Annotated in this window: 16 protein-coding genes and 1 pseudogene; all 17 read left to right on the top strand. The window is 65.7% G+C overall.

Features of this window, described 5'->3' with window-relative positions; all coding sequences use genetic code 11:
* The first annotated feature begins 9 nt into the window (after positions 1–9).
* The 17 genes and pseudogenes from tssA to ACPRTJ_RS06610 all read left to right on the top strand — a co-directional run bounded on the left by tssA (position 10) and on the right by ACPRTJ_RS06610 (position 21293).
* The gene (gene tssA, locus ACPRTJ_RS06690; RefSeq protein ID WP_043860561.1) at positions 10–1572 is read left to right on the top strand and encodes a type VI secretion system protein TssA; all 1563 of its coding nucleotides are present in this window, start codon (positions 10–12) and stop codon (positions 1570–1572) included.
* A gap of 32 nt (positions 1573–1604) precedes the next feature.
* Entirely contained in the window at positions 1605–2114 is a 510-nt protein-coding gene (tssB, locus tag ACPRTJ_RS06685; RefSeq protein ID WP_043860560.1) for a type VI secretion system contractile sheath small subunit, read from the top strand.
* A gap of 25 nt (positions 2115–2139) precedes the next feature.
* Complete coding sequence (gene tssC / locus ACPRTJ_RS06680; RefSeq protein WP_058540731.1) at positions 2140–3615, top strand: type VI secretion system contractile sheath large subunit; 1476 nt, start codon at positions 2140–2142, stop codon at positions 3613–3615.
* A gap of 14 nt (positions 3616–3629) precedes the next feature.
* Positions 3630–4037 carry a type VI secretion system baseplate subunit TssE gene (gene tssE / locus ACPRTJ_RS06675; protein WP_426428423.1) on the top strand — a complete coding sequence of 136 codons (408 nt, stop codon included), beginning with the start codon at positions 3630–3632 and terminating at the stop codon, positions 4035–4037.
* Positions 4038–4102: 65 nt separating this feature from the next.
* Positions 4103–5890: a type VI secretion system baseplate subunit TssF gene (gene tssF / locus ACPRTJ_RS06670; RefSeq protein ID WP_054916573.1), complete on the top strand. Its 1788-nt coding sequence runs from the start codon at positions 4103–4105 to the stop codon at positions 5888–5890.
* Complete coding sequence (gene tssG / locus ACPRTJ_RS06665; protein ID WP_426428421.1) at positions 5854–6861, top strand: type VI secretion system baseplate subunit TssG; 1008 nt, start codon at positions 5854–5856, stop codon at positions 6859–6861. The genes tssF and tssG overlap by 37 nt, the downstream gene beginning before the upstream one ends.
* A gap of 6 nt (positions 6862–6867) precedes the next feature.
* Positions 6868–9456, top strand: a complete 2589-nt coding sequence (gene tssH / locus ACPRTJ_RS06660; protein WP_426428419.1) for a type VI secretion system ATPase TssH — start codon at positions 6868–6870, stop codon at positions 9454–9456.
* Between the two features lie 10 nt (positions 9457–9466).
* A pseudogene (locus tag ACPRTJ_RS06655) lies at positions 9467–10984 on the top strand (sigma 54-interacting transcriptional regulator).
* A 96-nt stretch (positions 10985–11080) separates the two neighbouring features.
* On the top strand, positions 11081–11221 hold the full coding sequence (locus tag ACPRTJ_RS06650; RefSeq protein WP_058540727.1) for a hypothetical protein: 141 nt from the start codon (positions 11081–11083) through the stop codon (positions 11219–11221).
* Between the two features lie 17 nt (positions 11222–11238).
* Positions 11239–12402, top strand: a complete 1164-nt coding sequence (gene tagH / locus ACPRTJ_RS06645; protein WP_078481829.1) for a type VI secretion system-associated FHA domain protein TagH — start codon at positions 11239–11241, stop codon at positions 12400–12402.
* 5 nt (positions 12403–12407) lie between these two features.
* Positions 12408–12902 (top strand): type VI secretion system lipoprotein TssJ, encoded by a 495-nt coding sequence (gene tssJ / locus ACPRTJ_RS06640; RefSeq protein ID WP_043860551.1) that lies wholly within the window; start codon positions 12408–12410, stop codon positions 12900–12902.
* Positions 12903–12904: 2 nt separating this feature from the next.
* Positions 12905–14236 (top strand): type VI secretion system baseplate subunit TssK, encoded by a 1332-nt coding sequence (gene tssK / locus ACPRTJ_RS06635; RefSeq protein ID WP_054916577.1) that lies wholly within the window; start codon positions 12905–12907, stop codon positions 14234–14236.
* A 4-nt stretch (positions 14237–14240) separates the two neighbouring features.
* The gene (gene icmH, locus ACPRTJ_RS06630) at positions 14241–15110 is read left to right on the top strand and encodes a type IVB secretion system protein IcmH/DotU (RefSeq protein WP_058540725.1); all 870 of its coding nucleotides are present in this window, start codon (positions 14241–14243) and stop codon (positions 15108–15110) included.
* A 14-nt stretch (positions 15111–15124) separates the two neighbouring features.
* The gene (gene tssM / locus ACPRTJ_RS06625) at positions 15125–18682 is read left to right on the top strand and encodes a type VI secretion system membrane subunit TssM (RefSeq protein ID WP_123752314.1); all 3558 of its coding nucleotides are present in this window, start codon (positions 15125–15127) and stop codon (positions 18680–18682) included.
* The gene (locus ACPRTJ_RS06620; RefSeq protein ID WP_058540723.1) at positions 18683–19411 is read left to right on the top strand and encodes a PP2C family protein-serine/threonine phosphatase; all 729 of its coding nucleotides are present in this window, start codon (positions 18683–18685) and stop codon (positions 19409–19411) included.
* The gene (locus ACPRTJ_RS06615; protein WP_426428415.1) at positions 19408–20457 is read left to right on the top strand and encodes a serine/threonine-protein kinase; all 1050 of its coding nucleotides are present in this window, start codon (positions 19408–19410) and stop codon (positions 20455–20457) included. The genes ACPRTJ_RS06620 and ACPRTJ_RS06615 overlap by 4 nt, the downstream gene beginning before the upstream one ends.
* A 317-nt stretch (positions 20458–20774) precedes the next feature.
* Positions 20775–21293, top strand: coding sequence for an Hcp family type VI secretion system effector (locus ACPRTJ_RS06610; protein WP_043859617.1), 519 nt, complete (start codon positions 20775–20777; stop codon positions 21291–21293).
* Positions 21294–21317: the final 24 nt, after the last annotated feature.

Raw genomic sequence — 21317 nt, 5'->3', positions numbered from 1 at the left:
AGGCCAAGGATGTCCTACTCAAGCAAGTTGCACGCTCGTTACCACGAGGTTGCCCGGCAGGCTGTATCACCAGACTGTTTTGCGGGCGAGGACGTGCGTTTTTCCAGTGAGTACGAAGCACTGGAAGGCGAGTTGAACAAGGCTCAGTCCGTTCACGAGAGCGGCCAGATCGACTGGCTCCGCGTGCTCGAGAACAGCGAGACGCTGCTGCGCACACAGTCCAAGGACCTGCGGGTTGCCGCCTGGTTGACGTGGGCGTTGTATCAACGCGAATCCTTCCCGGGCCTGCTGGCCGGCGTGGGGCTGTTGCAGCACCTGTGCGAGCAGCACTGGGCGCAGGTGCACCCGGCCAAGCCACGCACGCGGGCCGCGGCCATCGGCTGGCTGGTGCCGCGCCTGGAGCAGGTACTGGGTGAAAATGTCGCGATCAAGGAGCAACTGGCGCTGTTCCGCCGCCTGGTCGACAGCCTGCAGGCGCTCGATGCAGCCCTGACCACGCACCTGGGCGATGAGGCGCCGCTGTTGCTGCCGTTGTGCCGACGCCTGTCGAGCATGGTGCAACGTGCTGCCGACAATCAGCCCGAACCCGGTGCCGTGGGCGCGGTCGTGGCCCAGGTCAAGCAGGCCGCCACCCAGTTGCTCACCCCCGGCGCCCCCGTCGACAGCGAAAAAGACGCGCACAAGGTGTTACGCACCCTGCAGGATGGCGCTCGACCGTTATCGAACTGGTGGCTCAAGCAGAAGGCCACCGACGTGCGCGCCTTGCGCCTCAACCGCACGCTGCTGTGGTTGCAGATCGACGCGGTGCCCGAGCGCAATGCCGAACAGGTGACCGTGCTGCGCGGGTTGCCGGTCGACCGCCTGAAGATCTACCAGGAACGCTTTGCCAACGGCCAGTACGCCGACCTGCTGATGGAGCTCGAGGCCAGCCTGGCCAAGTCGCCGTTCTGGTTCGACGGCCAGCGCATGGTCTGGGAGTGCCTGCTGGAGCTCAACGCCGAGCAGGGCATGCGCGAGGTGGAGTTCCACTTCGCGCAACTGCTGCAGCGCCTGCCCGGGGTGGTGGAGCTGCGCTTTCATGACGGCACGCCGTTTGCCGACCCGGCGACGCGGGGCTGGATCAACGCCAGCGTCATGCCGCACCTGCAGAGCACCAGCGCACCGCGCAAGGTCGAGACCGACCTCGCGACCAGCCTGCCACCCTGGGAGCTGGCCCTGGAGGCGGTGCTGCCCGTGCTGCGCAAGGACGGCCTCAAGCCTGCCGTGCAGATACTCAAGCAGGGCATGCAGGCGGCTCAAGGCGGGCGTGTGCGCTTTTTCTGGCAGCTCAGCCAGGCGCGGCTGTGCTTTCTGGCCAAGAAGTACGAACTGGCCAAGACCCAGCTCGAAGCCCTCGATCACGAACTGCAACAGGCCGGCCTGCATCAGTGGGAGCCGGACCTGGCACTGGAAGTACTGCGTCTGCTGCACAGCTGTTGTGAGCTGCTGCCGCAGAACCACGCCGTGCGCGAACGCAAGGATGAGGTTTATCGCAGGCTGTGCCACCTCGACCTCGAAGTGGTACTCGACTAGGCCCCCGGGCCGCAAACGCAAGGAGAAAAGCCATGGCCAAAGAAGGCTCGGTAGCCCCCAAGGAACGCATCAACGTCACGTTCAAACCTGCCACGGGCGGTGCCCAGGAAGAAATCGAACTGCCCTTGAAGCTGCTCGCGATCGGTGACTACACCCAGCGTCCGGACGAACGCAAGGTAGAGGACCGCAAGCCCATCAGCATCGACAAGATGACGTTTGACGAAGTGCTCGCCAAGCAGGAGTTGAGCCTGACCCTCAGCGTGCCCAACCGCCTGCAGGACGACGAAAGCGCCAGCGATGAGCTGGGCATCAGCCTGCGGGTCAACTCCATGAAGGACTTCAACCCGGCCAGCCTGGTCGAGCAGGTGCCAGAGCTCAAGAAGCTGATGGAACTGCGCGATGCGCTGGTGGCACTCAAGGGCCCGCTGGGCAACGCACCGGCTTTTCGCAAGGCCATCGAAGGCGTGCTCGCCGACGATGAGTCGCGCACCCGCGTACTCGGCGAACTGGGCCTGAGCGCCACGCCGACCACCGACGCTTGAGCCTCCCCCGTCAAGGAAGAACACCATGAGCACCAGCGCAGCACAGCAAACCAGCAGCACCGAAGGCGAGTACAGCATTCTCGACAACATCATCGCGCAAACCCGCCTGACGCCCGACGATGAAGCCTATGACATTGCCAAGCGCGGCGTGTCGGCCTTCATCGAAGAGCTGCTCAAGCCGCACAACGACGGCGAACCGGTCAAGAAGGCCATGGTCGACCGCATGATCGCCGAGATCGATGCCAAGCTCAGCCGCCAGATGGACGCGATTCTCCACCACCCCGACTTCCAGTCGCTGGAGTCGGCCTGGCGTGGTCTGCAGTTGCTGGTCGACCGCACCAACTTTCGCGAAAACATCAAGATAGAAATTCTCAACGTCTCCAAGCAGGACCTGCTGGACGACTTCGAGGACTCGCCCGAAGTCATGCAGGCCGGTCTCTACAAGCACATCTATACCGCAGAGTACGGCCAGTTCGGTGGCCAGCCGGTGGGCGCGATCATCGCCAACTACTTCATGTCGCCCAGCTCCCCCGACGTCAAGCTGATGCAGTACGTCTCCAGCGTTGCGTGCATGTCCCATGCGCCGTTCATCGCCGCTGCCGGTCCGAAGTTCTTCGGCCTCGAAAGCTTCACCGGCCTGCCGGACCTCAAGGATCTCAAGGACCACTTCGAAGGCCCGCAGTTTGCCAAGTGGCAGAGCTTTCGCCAGTCCGAGGACGCGCGCTACATCGGCCTCACCGTGCCGCGCTTCCTGCTGCGCAACCCTTATGACCCGGAGGAAAACCCGGTCAAGTCGTTCGTCTACAAGGAAACCGTGGCCAACAGCCACGAGCACTACCTGTGGGGCAACACCGCCTATGCGTTCGGCACCAAGCTGACCGACAGCTTCGCCAAGTTCCGCTGGTGCCCGAACATCATCGGCCCGCAGAGCGGTGGCGCGGTGGAAGACCTGCCGCTGCACCACTTCGAAAGCATGGGCGAGATCGAGACCAAGATCCCCACCGAAGTGCTGGTGTCGGACCGTCGCGAGTACGAGCTGGCCGAGGAAGGCTTCATTTCCCTGACCATGCGCAAGGGCAGTGACAACGCCGCCTTCTTCTCCGCCAGTTCGGTGCAGAAACCCAAGTTCTTCGGCATCAGCGCCGAGGGCAAGGCCGCCGAGCTGAACTACAAGCTCGGTACCCAGCTGCCGTACATGATGATCGTCAACCGCCTGGCCCACTACCTCAAGGTACTGCAGCGCGAGCAGCTGGGCTCGTGGAAGGAGCGCACCGACCTGGAGCTGGAACTCAACAAGTGGATCCGCCAGTACGTGGCCGACCAGGAGAACCCGAGCGCCGAGGTGCGTGGGCGTCGTCCGCTGCGCGCGGCCCAGATCATCGTCAGCGATGTTGAAGGGGAGCCGGGTTGGTACCGGGTCAGCCTCAACGTGCGCCCGCACTTCAAGTACATGGGCGCCGACTTCACCCTGTCGCTGGTCGGCAAACTGGATAAAGAGTAAGCGGGGGCGCGTACATGAGCGGATATGGCAGCCTTTTCGAGCGTCTGGGCGGCGAAGCCGACAAGCGTCGCGGCTGGAGCCGCGAGAGGGCTGCCATGGCCTCGGTGGCGGTGCACCTGGGCAAGATGCTCAGTACCCGTGCGGGCAGCGTGCAGACGCTGCCCGATTACGGGCTGGCAGACCTCAATGACATGCGCCTGAGCCTGCATGACGCGCTGAGCCAGGCGCGTCAGGCCATCGAGCAGTTCATCGAAGCCTACGAACCGCGCCTGACCAATGTGCGCGTGGTGTCGCTGCCGCATGATCACGATCAGCTCAAGCTGGCTTTCAGCATCGAAGGCCTGCTTGAGCTGGACGGGATCAAGCGTCAGGTCAGCTTTTCCGCGCGCCTGGAGGGCGGCGGGCAGGTGCAGGTCAACTGAGACGCGCACCGCGCTGCCGTCTCGCGAACAGGACGTTCCTGAGCATGCAAAACAGGTAACCGAGCATGTCCTTCAATCATTACTACCAGAGCGAGCTCACCGCGTTGCGCCAGCTGGGGCGACGCTTTGCCGAGCGCAGCCCGGCCCTGGCGCCGTTTCTGGGGCAGGCCGGGCGCGACCCGGACGTGGAGCGGCTGCTCGAGGGCTTTGCCTTCCTCACCGGGCGCCTGCGCCAGAAGCTCGATGACGAACTGCCCGAGCTGAGCCATTCGCTGATGCAGTTGCTGTGGCCCAACTACATGCGCCCGCTGCCGGCGTTCAGCATCCTGCAGTTCGACCCGCTGGGCCAGTCCGGCCCGCCCTTGCGGGTGGCGCGCGATACACCGGTCGAGAGCCAGCCGATCGATGAGGTGCGCTGCCGTTTTCGTACCTGCTACCCCACCGATGTCATGGCCCTGGACCTCACCGCGCTCAATTACTCGGTAAAGGGTGATGGGGCGCTGCTCAGCCTGCGCCTGGAGATGAGCTGCGACGGGCATGTCGGCGAGCTGGAACTGAGCCGCCTGCGCCTGCACCTGGCAGGCGAGCGCTACATCAGCCAGATGCTCTACCTGTGCCTGCTGCGCAACGTGGAAGGCATCGAGCTGGTGCCGCTGGGGGGCGATGGCAAGCCGCTGGTGCGCGCCAGTGGCGAGAACGTGACAGTGCGCCTGGCTGGCAACCGTATCCAGCCGGTCGGCTTCGCCGAGGAAGAGGCGCTGATTCCCTACCCGCTGAACACCTTTCGCGGTTACCGCTACCTGCAGGAGTACTTCGCCTTCCAGGACAAGTTCCTGTTCGTCGACCTTGACGGTCTGGAGGCACTCAAGTCCCTGGGCACGGAAACCCTCAAGCAGATGCGTGGGCTGGAGATACGTTTCGACATCCGCAGGGGCGGTATCCAGCGCATGCGCCCCACGCTGGACAACGTCAAGCTGTACTGCACCCCTATCGCCAACCTGTTCCAGCACGATGCCCTGCCGATTCGCCTGGATGGCAAGCAGGACGAATACCTGCTGCTGCCCGCCGAGTACGACCTGGAGAACTGCGGGGTGTTCTCGGTGCACAGCGTGACCGGCTGGAAGCCCGGCGGCGTGGGCTACCAGGCCTATGTGCCGTTCGAGTCGTTCGAGCACGACCCCAGTTTCGACGTGCCGCAGACCAGCCCGCACTACAGCATTCGCCAGCGCTCCTCGCTGTTGCATGACGGCCTGGACACCTACCTGAGCTTCGGAATACGCGATACCCGCACCCACGAGACGCTGTCCATCGAGCTCACCTGCACCAACCAGAACCTACCGCGCCGGCTCAAGCTGGGTGATATCGACCAGCCGTCCGAGCAGACCCCGGAGTTCCTCACCTTCCGCAACATCACCCCGGTCACGGCCAGCTACGCGCCGCCCCTGAACCGGGATTTCCTGTGGAAGCTGATCAGCAACATGTCGCTCAACTACCTGTCGCTGGCCAACGTCGATGCGCTCAAGGTGATCCTGGAAACCTACGACCTGCCGCGCTACTACGACCAACATGCCGAGAAGGTCAGCAAGCGCCTGCTCGGCGGGCTCAAGTCGATCCGTCACGAGCATGTCGACCGATTGCACCGCGGCCTGCCCCTGCGCGGGCTGCGCACCGAACTGACCATCGACCCGCAAGGCTACATCGGCGAAGGCGACCTGTTCGTGTTCGCCTCGGTGCTCAACGAGTTCTTTGCCCTTTATGCCAGCCTCAACTCGTACCACGAGTTGCGGGTCAGAAGTACCCAGGGAGAGGTGTACCAATGGACACCACGTATGGGCCTGCAGCCCCTGCTTTGAGCGGGCTGAGCCACGCAATACGCGAATACTCGCTGTTTCAGGCCGTGCTGCTGGTCATCGACCGGCTGCGCGAGTTCCATCCGCACCTGAGCGAAGAGGAGCTGTACGACCAGCTGGAGTTCCAGGCCAATCCGAGCCTGGGCTTTCCGGGCAGCGACGTCGATCGCGTCGAGTTCTTCGACGACCGCGGGCAGATGCGTGCACGCCTGCGTTTCAACCTGATTGGCCTGTGCGGCGCCAGCTCGCCGCTGCCGGCGTTCTACGTGGAGCAGGCGCTGGGCGATGGCGAGGACGGCAACACGACCCGGCAGTTTCTCGACGTGTTCCACCATCGGCTACAGCGCCTGATGCTGCCCATCTGGCGCAAGTACCGTTATCGCGCACGCTTCCAGAGCGGGGCGATGGACCCATTCTCGGCGCAGCTGTTCGCCCTGATCGGGCTGGGTGGCGAGCACATTCGCGAGGCCCGCGAACTGAACTGGAAGCGCCTGTTGCCCTACCTGGGCCTGCTGAGCCTGCGTGCCCACTCGGCGGCATTGATCGAGGCGGTGCTGCGCTACTACTTCAAGCATGCGCAGCTGGTCATCGAGCAGTGCATCGAACGTCGCGTGGTCATCCTGCAGGAGCAGTGCAATCGCCTGGGGCGCGCCAACAGCCTGCTGGGCGAGGACGTGGTGCTGGGCGAGCGGGTGCGTGATCGCAACGGCAAGTTCCGCATCCACATCACCAAGCTCGACTGGCAGCGCTTTCACGAGTTCCTGCCGATCGGCTTCGGCTATCAGCCGCTGTGTGCCCTGGTGCGTTTCACCCTGCGCGACCCGCTGGACTACGACATCCGCCTGGTGCTGCGCCAGGAAGAGATTCGCGAGCTGCGTATCGGCCAGGACAACGCCTGCCGTCTGGGATGGACGAGTTGGCTCGGTCACGAACGCGCCGATGGCGTGGTGACCCTGGGAAGCAAAATTCATTAAGGACCGATGGACATGATCACCGTAGACCTGCAACAACTCATCCAGGCGCTGGACGCCGACACCCGTCGTGACCTGGAGCGCTGCGCCGAACGTTGCGTGGCACGTGGCGGCAGCAGGATCCTGGTCGAGGACCTGCTGCTGGAATTGCTCGATCGCCCCGAAGGCCTTCTTGAACGGGCCTTGCACGACGCCGACGTGGCGCCGGGCGAACTGCGCGCCACCTTGCAGGTGCAGCTTGAACACAGCGCTTCGCGCAACCCGGTGTTCGCCCCCGAACTGGTGCAGTGGCTGCAGGATGCGCTGCTGGTGGCCAACCTCGAACTGGGCAGCAGCCAGGTCGAACAGGCTGCGCTGATCCTGGCGCTGCTGCGCAACCCCGTGCGCTATGCCGGCAGCCATTACCAGCCGCTGCTGGCCCGCCTGAACATCGAGCGCCTCAAGGGCTTCGCCCTGGCGTCCCGGCCGGTTGCAGCGCAGGGTGCCGCGGGCGGCCAGGGCGAGTCGATGCTGCAGCGCTTTACCCACAACCTCACGCAGCAGGCCCGCGACGGCCGACTCGACCCGGTACTGTGCCGCGATCAAGCGCTGCGTCAGATGATCGACATCCTTGCCCGGCGGCGCAAGAACAACCCCATCGTGGTGGGCGAGGCCGGTGTGGGCAAGACCGCCATCGTCGAGGGCCTGGCGCTGCGCATTGCCGCCGCCGAAGTGCCGCCGGCACTGCGCGGGGTAGAGCTGCTGGCGCTGGACATGGGCCTGCTGCAGGCCGGCGCCAGCGTCAAGGGCGAGTTCGAGCGACGCCTCAAGGGCGTGATCGACGAGGTCAAGGCCGCGCCCCGACCGGTCATCCTGTTTATCGATGAAGCCCACACCCTGATCGGTGCGGGCGGCAACGCCGGCGGTTCGGATGCGGCCAACCTGCTCAAGCCTGCACTGGCGCGGGGCGAGCTGCGCACCATCGCCGCCACCACCTGGAGCGAGTACAAGAAGTACTTCGAGAAGGACCCGGCCCTGGCCCGGCGCTTTCAGCCGGTACAACTGCACGAGCCGACAGCGGACGAGGCGGTGACCATCCTGCGCGGCCTGGCCCAGGTGTATGAGAAGAGTCACGGTATCTACCTGCGCGATGATGCGGTGGTGGCGGCGGCGCACATGTCGGCGCGCTACCTGGCCGGGCGACAGTTGCCGGACAAGGCGGTCGATGTGCTCGACACCGCCTGTGCCCGGGTGCGCATCAGCCTGGCCGCCGCGCCGCAACGCCTGGAACGCCTGCGTGCCTCGCTGGCCGAGGGCGAGCGGCAGGTGCAGGCGCAGCAGCGCGACGCCGAAGCCGGTGTGGCCATAGACCAAGAGGCGCTGCACATTTTGCAGGCGCAACTGCGCAGCGACCAGGCCGACCAGCAGGCCGTGCAGGTGCGCTGGGAACAGCAGCGCGCGCTGGCCGAGCAGGTGCTGGACCTGCGCCGGCAGTTGGCCGAAGCCCGCGAGCAGGGCAATGCACGGGATGACGTGGCCGTACTGCAGGCCAGCCTGGAGACCACCGGCAGCCTGCTGGAAGCGGCGCAGGCCGAAGAGCGCCTGGTCAGCTTCGAAGTGTGCCCGCGCCTGGTGGCCGAAGTGATCAGTGCCTGGACCGGCGTGCCGCTGGAGCAACTGGCCCGCGAGCACAACGCCAGGATCATGCGTTTTGCCGAAGACCTGCGTGCGCGCATCCGTGGTCAGGAGCAGGCCGTGCAGGCACTGGACCGCTCGATGCGGGCCAACGCAGCCGGCCTGGCAAAGCCCGATGCGCCGGTCGGGGTGTTCCTGCTGGTAGGGCCCAGTGGCGTGGGCAAGACCGAAACGGCCCTGGCCCTGGCCGACCTGCTGTATGGCGGCGAGCGCTTCATCACCACCATCAACATGTCCGAGTTCCAGGAGAAGCACACCGTGTCGCGGCTGATCGGCGCGCCGCCCGGTTACGTCGGCTATGGCGAGGGCGGCATGCTCACCGAGGCGGTGCGCCAGAAGCCCTATTCCGTGGTGCTGCTGGATGAGGTCGAGAAGGCCGACCCGGACGTGCTGAACCTGTTCTACCAGATCTTCGACAAGGGCGTGGCCAACGACGGCGAGGGGCGCGAAATCGACTTTCGCAACACCCTGATCCTGATGACCTCCAACCTGGCCAGCGAGCAGATCGCGAGCCTTTGCCAAGGCGCCGAACGGCCCTCTGCCGAGCAACTGGAACAGGCCATACGGCCCGCCTTGAGCAGGCATTTCAAACCGGCCTTGCTGGCGCGCATGCGTGTGGTGCCGTACTACCCGGTGAGCGGCCCGGTGCTGCGCGAGCTGGTCGAGATCAAGCTGCAGCGCTTTGGCCAGCGGCTGCTGCGCCGGCAACTGGGTTTCACCTATGCCCCGGCGCTGGTCGAGCACCTGGCCGAGCGTTGCACCCAGGGCGACAGCGGCGCGCGGCTGATCGACCACCTGCTCGACCTGCACCTGATGCCGCAGGTGGCTGACCGGCTGCTGGCAGCGATGGCGGCCGGGGAGTCGTTGCAGCAGGTGCATGCAACGCTCGATGGCGATGCGGGCGTGAGGTGCGAGTTTGCCTGAGGTGGGGGTGATGTTCACCCACGTGCCGCAGCCCTTGCGCTATGCCGAAGCCCTGTTGACGCACTTCGCCAGCCTGTCGCGTACGGGCCGGGAACCCGCGCTGCAGGAGCGCTTCGTGCAGGCGGTGGCCGAGCTCAGCGGTTGCGAGCTCAGTCAGCTGTACCTGCTCGATGCCACCCACACTTCGCTGAGCCTTGCCGCCGAATGGCTGGGCGGGGCTTTGCAGCCGCGTGCTGCCGCCAGCGTGCCGGTGGATTACAACGGCGAGCAACTGCTGCAGTTCGCGCTGTGCCAGAACCGTTCGGTAAGCCTTGCCGACCTGCCCGCCAGCCTGCTCGACACCAGTTTCCTGCCGGTGCTGCACAGCCCCTAGCAGTCGCTGCTGTGCGTACCGCTGCTCAACCCGCAGCAGGCCATCGCCGGCCTGCTGCTGTGTGCCAGCCGTACCAGCGTCGACCTGGGCGGCTTTGCCCAGTCGCTGGGACAGCTGGGGGCGTTCGTGCTGGTGCAAATGGAGTTGCTGCAACGCCTGCACCAGCCCGAGGTGGCGCCGGCGCCGCTGCCCGCCACGCGCGCCGGCGCCACCGACTACGGGCTGATCGGCAACAGCGCCGCGATGCGCCAGGCCTACCAGCTGATCAGCAAGGTGCTGCATAGCCCCTACACCGTCCTGCTGCTGGGCGAGACCGGCACCGGCAAGGAGGTCGTGGCCCGGGCGATTCACGACTACGGCCCGCGTGGTACCCGGCCGTTCGTGGTGCAGAACTGTGCGGCCCTGCCGGAAAACCTGCTGGAGAGCGAACTGTTCGGGTATCGCCGGGGCGCCTTCACTGGCGCACTGCGCGACCGCCCTGGCCTGTTCGATGCCGCCCACGGCGGCACCCTGCTGCTCGACGAAATCGGCGACATGCCGCTGTCGCTGCAGGCCAAGCTGCTGCGCGTGCTGCAGGAGGGCGAGATCCGCCCGCTGGGTTCCAACGACACCCACACCATCGATGTGCGCATCATCGCCGCCACCCACCGCGACCTGGCGGTGCTGGTCAGCGAAGGGCGCTTTCGTGAAGACCTGTACTACCGCCTGGCGCAGTTCCCCATCGAGTTGCCGGCCCTGCGTCAGCGCGGCGGCGATGTGCCAGTGCTGGCCCGGCATTTCTCTGCCAAGGCCTGCGAGTTTCTGGGGCGCAAGCCCCTGCAGTGGTCGCCGGCGGCACTGGCCTACCTCGACGGGCTCGCCTGGCCGGGCAACGTGCGTGAACTCAAGGGCCTGGTGGAGCGCGCGGTGTTGCTGTGCGACGGCGAGTGCCTGCTGCCTGAGCATGTTGCCCCGGCCAGCGAAGTACCGTCGGGGGACAGCGGGCTGAACCTGCGTGACCGCCTTGAAAACGTGGAGCGCCACTGGCTGCTCGACTGCCTGCGCAAGAACGCCGGCAACCAGACCCTGGCCGCACGCGAGCTGGGCCTGCCGCGGCGCACCCTGCTGTACCGCCTGGGGCGGCTGAACATCAACCTTGGCGAGTTCGAAGGTTGAGCGGCCATGGCGAGCAATGCTGCATTTTCCCTTACAACCGTGCGCTGCCCCCGGCGGGCGGCGCCCCGTGCAATGCCCACCGATGGAGATCTGCAAATGTCTGTTCGTCACTGGCCCGCCTTGCTGCTGGCGCTGATCGTGCTCAGCGGCCTGGGCGGCTGTAGCGGCAATTACAAATTCAACGACGACACCTATCGCCCGCTGGGCGATCCGCAGGCAGCCAACCGCGGCAAGTGAGAGCAAGGAGCATCAACATGGAACTGGTTCTTGAAACGCAGGGACGCAGCAAGACCTTCACCCGTGCAGGCGGCGTGATCGGGCGCGACGAGGCGTGCGACTGGGTCATCAGCGACCCGCAGCGGCATGTCTCCAAGCGACATGCGCTGGTCACCTGTCAGGAGGGCGTGTTCTTCCTCACCGACATCAGCAGCAACGGCACCCGCGACGGGCGCAGCGGTGCGCAGCTGCGCAAGGGGCAGGCGCAGCGAATCGAGCAGGACAGCGTGTACCTGCTGGGCGGTTTCGAGGTGCGCGCGCGCCTGGTCACCCGCACCGCAGCCGATGTCGAGGTCGGCCTGCCCAGCGCCGCGGGCAGCATCATCCCTGACGACGCCTTTCTTGAGCTGGACCCGTTCCATGCCCTCGACCAGCAGGACGTCGAGCCTTCGCCCCTCGACGCACTGAGTGCACTCGACACGGTTGCACCGGTGGCCCGCCAGCGCCCCGACTACGCGCGCATAGACATGGAAAGCCTGCTGGTACCCAACCTGGTGGCGCAGCCCGAACCCGACGATGAACCACAGGCGCCGCCGGCACCTGCATGTAACGAACGGTTCTGGGCAGCCTTTGGTACCGCCCTCGGGGTCGATCTGGGCGGGCTCGACCCTGGCGCCCGTGAAGCCCTGGCGATCAAGGCGGCCGGCCTGCTCAAGCAGAGCATCGGCGGCGTGCAGCAAAGCCTGCGCACCCGCAGCGAACTGAAGAACGAGTTGCGCCTGGCCCTGACCACCTCCCACCGCGCCAGCCACAACCCGTTGAAGTCGAGCGCCGATGCCGGCCAGGCGCTGGGCCTGTTGCTGCACCCGGCCGCGCCCGGCCAGCTCCCTGCGAGCCAGGCACTGACCCAGGCCTACCGCGACCTGCAGGCGCATCAGGTGGCGATGCTGACGGCCTGTCGCGCTGCGCTGCAGGGTGTGCTTGAGCACTTTTCGCCACGCCAGCTGGGCCTGCAGTTCGAGCGCGGCCGGGCACCGCTGCTGCGGACTGCCGGCAGCCAGTGGCGCGCCTACGTGCGCTACCACCAGGCCCTTGGCCAGGACGATGAATGGAGCGAGCGCCTGCTGGCGCGCGACTTCGCCCAGGCCTACGCCGAACAGGTTCGCCTGATCGGCACCCTTCACACCGACGCTCAAGGATGATCCCCATGCTGCGCTGCAAGACCTTTCTCTCCACCGGCCTGATGGCGCTGGCGCTGTTGCTGGCCGGTTGCTCCGCGCTGTCGCCGTACTCGGAACTGACCAAGCTGCAACTGACCCTCGACGCCGGTGACCAGCTCAACCCGGACCTCAATGGCCGGCCCTCGCCGATCGTGGTGCGCCTGTTCGAACTCAAGCACCCGGTGGCCTTCGAGCATGCCGACTTCTTCAGCCTGTACGAGCGGGCCAAGGAATCCCTGGCGCCAGACCTGGTGGTCAGCGAAGAGCTGGAGCTGCGCCCCGGTGAGCACGTGACGCTGCGCCTGAGCGTGGAACCTGGCAGCCGCTACGTCGGCGTGCTGGCGGCCTACCGCGACCTGGAGCAGACCCAGTGGCGCTACGTGGTCCAGATCACCCCGCAGGCACTCAACAGCGCCAGCCTGACGCTGGACCAGGCCGGCATTCGCAACAGCAACGCCACACTGGCCCGGACGGAAAACTGATCATGCATGTGCACAAAGTCATTTGGCAGGAAGGCATGCTGCTGCGTCCGCAGCACTTCCAGCACAACGATCGCTACTACGACTACCAGATGAAAACCCGCACCCAGCTGCTGGGCAGCTACAACTGGGGTTTTCTCAGCCTGGAGATCGACCAGCAGTTCCTGAGCATGGGCAAGCTGGTGGTCAGCCAGGCCAGCGGCGTGCTGCCCGACGGCAGCCTGTTCGAACTCAGCAGCAACATCGAGCCGCTGGCCCTGGACATACCGCCCAACACCGGCAACACGCCGGTGTACCTGGCACTGCCGCTGGTGACCGGCAACCACATCGAGACCCGGCGACTGGAGCAGTCCGATGTGCTGGCGCGCTACATCGCCTACGAGACCCCGGTCAGCGACTCCAACGCCGGTGACGACATCAACAGCGACATCAGCTGTGCACGGCCGGACTTTCGCCTGCTGCTGGGCGAGCAGCAGGGCGATCAGGCCTACGTCAAGCTCAAGCTGTGCGCCGTACTCGACACCACCCCGGACGGCGTGATCAGCCTGGACCCCGAGTTCGTGCCGACCTTCATTCACACCCACGCTTCAAGCTACCTGCTGTCGTGCCTCAAGGAGGTGATCAGCATGCTCGGCCACCGTGGCGACACCATTGCCGAGCGCATCCGTTCCAACGGCAAGGTCGGTGGCGCGGAGGTGGGCGACTTCATGATGCTGCAACTGATCAATCGCACCGAACTGCTGCTGCGTCACTACCTGGGCCTGGACCAGCTGCACCCCGAGGAGCTGTACCGCACCCTGCTGACCATGCTGGGGGACCTGGCGACCTTTGCCAGCGACACCAAGCGCCCGCGTACCGACAGCCGTTATCAGCACAGCGACCAGGGCGCGAGCTTTCGCCGGCTGATGGACGGCATACGCGAGGTGCTGTCAATGGTGCTGGAACAGCACGCCATCGAACTGGACCTGCAAACCCGCCAGTACGGCATCCTGGTGGCCGCCGTGCACGACCAGACGCTGCTCGCCTCGGCCTCGTTCGTACTGGCCGCCAGCGCCAACTGCGACAGCGAGACCCTGCGCACGCGCCTGCCCTCGCACCTCAAGGTCGGCCCGGTGGAACGTATCCGGCAACTGGTCAACCTGCACCTGCCTGGCATCAAGGTGGTGCCGTTGCCGGTGGCGCCGCGGCAGATTCCGTTCCATTCCAACAAGACCTACTTCCTGCTCGAATTCAACGCCGAAGACCAGGCCCTGCTGGAGCGCTCCGGTGGTTTTGCCTTCCACGTCTCGGGCGAGTTCGCCGAGCTCGAACTGAAATTCTGGGCCATCAGGAACTGACCGCATGCACAAGGACATCGAACACCGTCAGGACGACAAGACCGTGCTGGTGGACCGCCAGGGCCAGGCGCCCAGGCAGGTTCCGCTGACCGATGGGTTGGCCACGCCGCGCCTGGAGCAACTGGAAGACCGGATGATCTACTCGGCTCGCCTGGGCCCGGCCGAGGCCATCAACATCAGCCTCAACACCCTGGTGGCAGCCGCCTCGGACCTGCTCTCGCACGTGGTGCGGCTCAAGCACAGCGACAGCCGCGAAGACCTCGACGCCCTCAACCAGACCCTCACCCATGGCATCAAGCTGTTCGAGGCCCATGCGCTGCACAACGGCGCCGAGCCCAGCCAGGTGATGACCGCGCGCTACGTGCTGTGCTCGGTGCTCGACGAGGCCGTGGTCACCACCTCCTGGGGCAACGAGAGCGAGTGGGCGCAGATGAGCCTGCTCAGCACCTTTCACAACGAGACCTTCGGTGGCGAGAAGTTCTTCCAGCTGCTTGATCGTCTGTCGAAGAACCCGGTCAAGCACCTGCCGATGCTGGAGCTCATGTACCTGTGCCTGTCGCTGGGGTTCGAGGGCAAGTACCGCGTGATGGTGCGCGGCATGCTCGAACTCGAAGGGATTCGCGACGCCTTGTTCCGCCAGGTGCGGCAACTGCGCGGGGATGCCCCGCGCGAACTTTCGCCGCAGTGGGAAGGGCTCAACGACCAGCGTCGCAGTCTGGTGCGGGTGGTGCCGTGGTGGATGGTCACGCTGTTCGCGCTGATCTGCCTGGTGGTGATGTATTCGGGGTTCGCCTGGGTGTTGGGCGAGCAGCGCGAGGCCGTGCTGCAACCTTTTCAGCAGCTTGACCCGGAAACGGTCCAGGCGCAGCAGTAGAACAGGGACGTGTGATGAAAAACTTCTTCAAGAAAGTCGGCGATTTCCTGCGCAAGACGTGGGTATGGACGCTGTTGCTGGTGCTGTCGCTGGTACTGCTGGTGTGGTTCGTGGGGCCGCTGCTGGCAGTCGACGACCACCGCTTCTGGGCCTCGGCCACCTCGCGCCTGCTGACCATCAGTGCGCTGTTCCTGTGCTGGGGGTTGGGCATGGTGTTCGCCAGTTGGCGCGCCGGGGTGCAGAAAAAGGCTGTCGAAGAGAGCGAGGACGGCCAGGAACGCCTGCGCCGTGAAGCGCGCATCGACGAGGACCACAAGGAACTGCGCAGCCGCTTCAGCGAGGCGTTGCGTACGCTCAAGGGCTCGAGCCTGTATGGCGGGCGCAGCGAGCGCTGGCGCAACGACCTGCCCTGGTACTTGCTGATCGGCCCCCAGGGCAGTGGCAAGACCAGCCTGCTGGACTTTTCCGGCCTGGAGTTTCCGCTCAACAAACTGGACCGCCAACTCACCCGCGACACCCGCGGTACGCGTCATTGCGACTGGTATTTCGCCGACCACGCGGTGTTGATCGACACCGCCGGACGCTACCTGACCCAGGAAACCGCCGAGGTCGACGCCAGTGCCTGGCGTACCCTGCTCAATCTGCTGCGTCGACGCAGCCGCAGCCGGCCGCTCAACGGCGTGCTGGTCAGCGTGCCGGTCGAGCTGCTGCGCAGTGGCGACGAGAAGGGCCTGGAAAACCTGGCGCGCCAGGTCCATGCGCGACTGCAGGAAATCCAGCAGACCCTGCATGTCCAGGTGCCGGTGTACCTGGTGCTGAGCAAGGCCGACCAGTTGCAGGGCTTCGACGATTTCTTCGACCAGCTCAGCCGTGAAGAAAGCGACCAGGTACTGGGCAGCACCTTCACCAAGGCGCAGAACGGCACCGATGTGGCCGTGCTGCGCCAGGCCTTCGAGGCGCTGCTGCGGCGCCTCAACAGCCAGGTGATCATGCGCATGCACCACGAGCGCGATACACAGCGGCGCGCGCGCATCCTCGACTTCCCGCACCAGCTGGCGCAGATCGGCGAGCAGCTGTGCCTGTTCGTCGACATCGCCTTCACCGGCAATCGCTACCAGCGCGCCAGCCAGCTTCGCGGGTTCTACCTCACCAGTGCGCCGCACCTTGTCCAGCAACTGGACCCGGACACCGCCAGCATCGGGGCCAGCCTGGGCCTGCCCAGCACGGTGCTACCCACCTTGCGCAGCGGGCGTTCGCGGTTCATCCATCACCTGCTCAGCCGGGTCATCTTCCCCGAGGCCGACCTGGCCGGCCTCGACCAGCGCGAGCGGCGACGCATCGACTGGGGGCAGCGCGCACTGTATGTCGGCGCGCTGGGCGTACTGGTGTGCTGCGGGTTGCTGTGGGCGGGCGGTTTCAGTGCCAACCACGACCGCCTCGAGCAACTGCGCGGGCTCGGTCAGGTGTGGGCCGGGCAGCGTGCAGCGCTGACCCCGCAAAGCGATGCCATGGCCGCGCTCAAGCCGCTGGACAGCAGCTATGCCGCGACCCAGGTATTCCCGCCTTCGGGTGATGCGTCACTGCATGAGCGCCTGGGCCTGTACCAGGGCGAGCAGAGCAATCCGTTGCTTCGCAGTGCCTACGAACAGGACCTGCACACCCAACTGCTGCCACGGGTGGCCAAACAGCTCGAAGGGCAGATTCGTGGCAACCTGCGCGACCGTGAGCGCCTGCTCAACAGCCTGCGTGCCTACCTGATGCTGAGCATGCCCGACCGCCGCGAAGCCGCCTGGCTGCAGGAGTGGGTAGCCGCTGACTGGTCGCGCCGCTACGCGGGCAACACGGCGGTGCAAAACGGGCTCAATGGGCATTTCGAACGCCTGCTGCAACTGCCATTCAGCTACCCGCTGGACCCGCAACTGGTGGCCCAGGCACGCAAGGTGCTGCGCAGCGAATCGCTGGTCAACGTGGTGTACCGGGTACTGCGCGAGCAGGCCAGCAGCCTGCCCGACTACCGCCTCAGCCAGCACCTGGGCCCCCAGGGCGGGCTGTTTTTCGGCACCGACTACGTGATTCCGGGGTTTTACACCCAGCAGGGCTACGAGCAGTATTTCTCGGTACAGGGCTCGACCCTGGTCAGCGAGCTGCTGCGTGACAACTGGGTCCTGGGTGAGGGCAGCGGCATCAGCGACATGGACATGCGCCGCCTGCTGGTAGGATTGGAACAGCTGTACTTTCGCGACTACGCCAATCACTGGAGCGAGGCTGTCGGCCAGGTCGGCCTGCAACCGTTCGGCGATGCCGGCGAGGGCGCCGATCAGCTCGCCGGGCTCACCTCGGCCAACTCGCCGGTACTTCAACTGCTGGTGCAGGTGCGCGACAACACCCGTTTCGAGCCCGTGCCGGGCAGCACCGATGAGCCCGCCGAGGCACCGGCCAGCGACCCGGCCAAGGGGGTCAAGCTGGGCAAGAAGGCCAACACGGCGGTCGCCGTGGCCGGCAAGGTCCAGGGCGCCCTGGCGAGCAAGCCCGCCGTGACGGCCAAGCCGCTGCCCGACACCGCGAAGAAGTCCTTGCAGCGGCGTTTCGAATCCCTGCATCGGCTGCTCGACGAAAACAATGGCCCCTCCGCCGACCTCACCCCGGCGCTGCAGGCGCTCAACGACCTGCAACTGCAGATGGCCGGCCTCGCGCGCGCCAGCCAGCCGGAGCAGATGGCCTTCGAGCTTGCCAAGACCCGCATGGGGGGCCAGCGCGATGCGCTCAGCGCCCTGCGCAACGCCTCCGGGCGTCTGCCGCGACCGCTCAATGGCTGGTTCAACCTGCTGGCCGAAGACAGCTGGCGGCTGGTACTCAACGATGCCTACCAGTACGTCAACGAGCGCTACCAGAGCGAGCTGTACGGCTTCTACGGTGAGTCGATCCAGCAGCGCTACCCGTTCGATGCCCACAGCACCAGTGACGTGGCGATCAACGACTTTCGTGAGTTCTTCAAGGCCCAGGGCATCGCCGAGCGCTTCTTCGACACCTACCTGCGCCCGTTCATCAGCGGCGACCCGGGCAGCTACCGCCTGCGCAGCATCGACGGCCAGAGCCTGCCGATCTCGCGGGTCTACCTGGACCAGATGGCCAGGACCCAGACGATTCGCCAGAGCTTCTTCGCCGAGAACCCGGCGCAGCCGCAGGTGCAGTTCAGGCTCGAGCCCTACACCCTGGACTCGGCGGTGAGCCGCGCCGAGTTCCGCTTTGGCGATCGGCAGCTGGACTATCGCCACGGCCCGGTGGTGCCCATGACCTTCAACTGGCCGACCGATGCCCAGGACGGTCGCGCAAGCCTGGTGCTAGAACGCATGGTCGAGCGCCCGATCGGCATCGAGAAGAACACCGGGCCGTGGTCGCTGTTCCGCCTGTTCGACCTGATGCAGACCGAGTACCTCAAGGGCCGCGACGTGCTGGTGCTCAAGGCCGAAGTGGGCGGGCTGCGGGCCAACTACCTGCTCAGCAGCCAGCGTGCGCCCAACCCTTTCGACGTTGGCGTGTTACGCGGCTTTCGTCTGCCGGGGTCGCTCTAGATGCAGGTTGGAGCACGCTGGCGCAGCGCGGCGCGCACGGATGCTGGCAAGGTGCGCATGCGCAACGAGGACGCGTTTCTGGAGTGCCCGGCGCAGGGGCTGTGGGCGGTGGCCGATGGCATGGGCGGCTACCGCAGTGGCGACCTGGCCAGCCAGCTGATCGTCGCCAGCCTGGCCGAGTTGCCGGCCCATGGCAGTTTTGACGAGCGCCTGGAAGGGGTGCGCGGGTGCCTGCATTGGATCAACCGGCGCCTTGGCCAGGAACTGACTGTCACGGATGCACACCACGACAGCATCATGGGCAGCACGGTGGTGGCGCTGCTGCTCGAGGGCGAGCGTGCCGCGTGCATCTGGGCCGGCGACAGCCGCTGCTACCTGTGGCGCCAGCAGCGTCTTTACCAGCTGTCACGCGACCATTCGTTGCAGCAGCAGTTGATCGACCAGCGCCAGATGAGCGCGGAGCAGGCGCGGGCGCAACCGGGCGCTCGCGCCCTGACCCGCGCCCTTGGCGCCAGCGAGCAGCTGACCCTGGAGGTGCTGGAGCTGCAGGTATACCCGGGCGATGCGTTCCTGCTGTGCAGCGACGGCCTGTACCAGGAACTGAGCAGCGATGCCCTGGGCAAGGCGTTGAGCCTGGCGTCGGCGCAGGTCGCGCTGGAGCGTCTGTTCGAAGGGGCATTGCGCGGCGCGGCGGGGGACAACCTGACCGCAGTGGTGATTCGCCAATGAGCAGGCACCAGCCCGACCTCGGTGCCTTGCTGGCCACCGAATCCCGCGACGCCAACCTCACCTATTTCGCCTTCGTCAACGGCCAGTTGGCCGCCCCGGCGCCCGCTGCGGCCAAGCGCAAGGGGCGCCGCACAGGCAAGAAAAAGCCGGCGCCGACACCGCCGCTGGTGCCGCTGCCGCAGGTGCTGGCCGGGCGCTATAGGCTTGAACGCCTGCTCGGTGCCGGCGGCATGGGCATGGTCTATCGCGCCCGCGATCTGCTGCGCGAGCAGTTCGGTGACCCACAGCCCTGTGTGGCGATCAAGCTCGTGAGCGAGGCGCTGGCCGCCTCGCCGGATGCCAACGCGCTGCTGTTCAGCGAGTTTGCCCTGACCCGGCACGTGGCGCACCCGCAGGTGGTCAACCTGTACAGCTTCGAGATCGACCCGCCGAGCCAGCGCGCCTTCATCACCCTGGAGCTGCTGCGTGGGCCTGCACTGGACAAACTGCTGTGCGAGCAACCGCTGGGCCTGCACGGGCAGGCGTTGAACGCGATCGTGTTGCCTCTGCTGGAAGCCCTGGCCTGCTGCCATGCCCGGGGCGTGTTTCACGGTGACCTCAAGCCGAGCAACGTGATGCTCGGCGAAGACGGCGTGCGCCTGTTCGATTTTGGTCTTGGCCAGGCCGACGCCGGTGTGCTTTCGGGGCTGGCCCACCTCAGCCGCGAGCGCTTCAACGCCTGGACGCCCGGCTACGCTGCACCGGAACTGCTGGAACACGGCACGCTGGGTGCGGCGGCGGATATGTATGCGGTGGCCTGCCTGATCTACGAGCTGGCCAGCGGCAAGCATCCCTATCGGCGCCTGCCTTCAACTCAGGCCCGCGCCGAGCAGCTCGATCGCACGCTGACGCGCCCGTCGAACCTGCCCGCGCACTGCTGGCCTGCGCTGAAAATTGCGCTGGCATTCGACCCTGCCCAGCGCACGATCAGTGCGCGGCAACTGCAGGAGGCGCTGGCGTCGAAAGGGGGCTGTTGGGGGCGTGTTTTTTCGCTTTTCAAGCGGTGAAAACCTACCCTGCCGTTTTTACCAACTGCGCAACTTCTTGCGCACTCAAATGTGGATAACCCTGTGCATACATTTCCCTAGGCCTTTGGGATAAAGGCCTACAGACGAGTGCGCAACTTCTTGCACAGTACTGCGCAAGAAGTTGCGCACTTTTTCGGGTTTTCTCGCGTAAAAGTGCTCAAAAAACGTACAGCGAAAACACAAGATACTGATTAATAACAACTAAATTTAAGTTGGCACGGGTCTTGAACTGTCTCCTTGCAGCCGCACGGCATTTTTCGCCTGTTCGGCTTCACTTTTTGCAAGGAGCAAACCCCATGGCAACACCTGCCTACATGTCCGTCACCGGCACCAAACAAGGCCTGATCACCGCCGGTGCCTTCACCGCTGATTCGGTCGGCAACACCTACCAGGAAGGCCACGAAGACCAGGTCATGGTCCAGGGCTTCAACCACGAAGTGATCATCCCGCGCGACCCGCAGTCCGGTCAGCCGACCGGCCAGCGCGTGCACAAGCCGGTGGTCATCACCAAGGTCTTCGACAAGGCGTCGCCCCTGCTGCTGGCCGCGCTGACCTCCGGCGAGCGCCTGACCGAAATCGTCATCCACTGGTACCGCACCTCGGCGGCCGGCACCCAGGAGCACTATTTCACCACCAAGCTCGAAGACGCGATCATCGTCGACATCAAGGACTACATGCACAACTGCCAGGACCCGGCCAACGCGCACTTCACCCACCTTGAAGACGTGCACTTCACCTACCGCAAGATCACCTGGACCCACGAAGTGTCCGGTACCTCCGGCTCGGACGACTGGCGCACCCCGGTCGCCGGCTAAGCCTGCGTTAGTTCACTGCCCCGG

It is taken from the genome of Pseudomonas palmensis (genome assembly GCF_049942755.1).
Classification (GTDB): Bacteria; Pseudomonadota; Gammaproteobacteria; order Pseudomonadales; family Pseudomonadaceae; genus Aquipseudomonas; species Aquipseudomonas palmensis.
The sequence above is the reverse complement of the archived record's forward strand: the minus strand, read 5'-3'. Positions and strand labels throughout refer to the sequence as shown.

Coding starts and splice junctions, on each gene's coding strand:
- tssA (WP_043860561.1), top strand. CDS start 10: ATGTCCTACTCAAGCAAGTTGCACGCTCGTTACCACGAGGTTGCCCGG.
- tssB (WP_043860560.1), top strand. CDS start 1,605: ATGGCCAAAGAAGGCTCGGTAGCCCCCAAGGAACGCATCAACGTCACG.
- tssC (WP_058540731.1), top strand. CDS start 2,140: ATGAGCACCAGCGCAGCACAGCAAACCAGCAGCACCGAAGGCGAGTAC.
- tssE (WP_426428423.1), top strand. CDS start 3,630: ATGAGCGGATATGGCAGCCTTTTCGAGCGTCTGGGCGGCGAAGCCGAC.
- tssF (WP_054916573.1), top strand. CDS start 4,103: ATGTCCTTCAATCATTACTACCAGAGCGAGCTCACCGCGTTGCGCCAG.
- tssG (WP_426428421.1), top strand. CDS start 5,854: ATGGACACCACGTATGGGCCTGCAGCCCCTGCTTTGAGCGGGCTGAGC.
- tssH (WP_426428419.1), top strand. CDS start 6,868: ATGGACATGATCACCGTAGACCTGCAACAACTCATCCAGGCGCTGGAC.
- ACPRTJ_RS06650 (WP_058540727.1), top strand. CDS start 11,081: ATGTCTGTTCGTCACTGGCCCGCCTTGCTGCTGGCGCTGATCGTGCTC.
- tagH (WP_078481829.1), top strand. CDS start 11,239: ATGGAACTGGTTCTTGAAACGCAGGGACGCAGCAAGACCTTCACCCGT.
- tssJ (WP_043860551.1), top strand. CDS start 12,408: ATGCTGCGCTGCAAGACCTTTCTCTCCACCGGCCTGATGGCGCTGGCG.
- tssK (WP_054916577.1), top strand. CDS start 12,905: ATGCATGTGCACAAAGTCATTTGGCAGGAAGGCATGCTGCTGCGTCCG.
- icmH (WP_058540725.1), top strand. CDS start 14,241: ATGCACAAGGACATCGAACACCGTCAGGACGACAAGACCGTGCTGGTG.
- tssM (WP_123752314.1), top strand. CDS start 15,125: ATGAAAAACTTCTTCAAGAAAGTCGGCGATTTCCTGCGCAAGACGTGG.
- ACPRTJ_RS06620 (WP_058540723.1), top strand. CDS start 18,683: ATGCAGGTTGGAGCACGCTGGCGCAGCGCGGCGCGCACGGATGCTGGC.
- ACPRTJ_RS06615 (WP_426428415.1), top strand. CDS start 19,408: ATGAGCAGGCACCAGCCCGACCTCGGTGCCTTGCTGGCCACCGAATCC.
- ACPRTJ_RS06610 (WP_043859617.1), top strand. CDS start 20,775: ATGGCAACACCTGCCTACATGTCCGTCACCGGCACCAAACAAGGCCTG.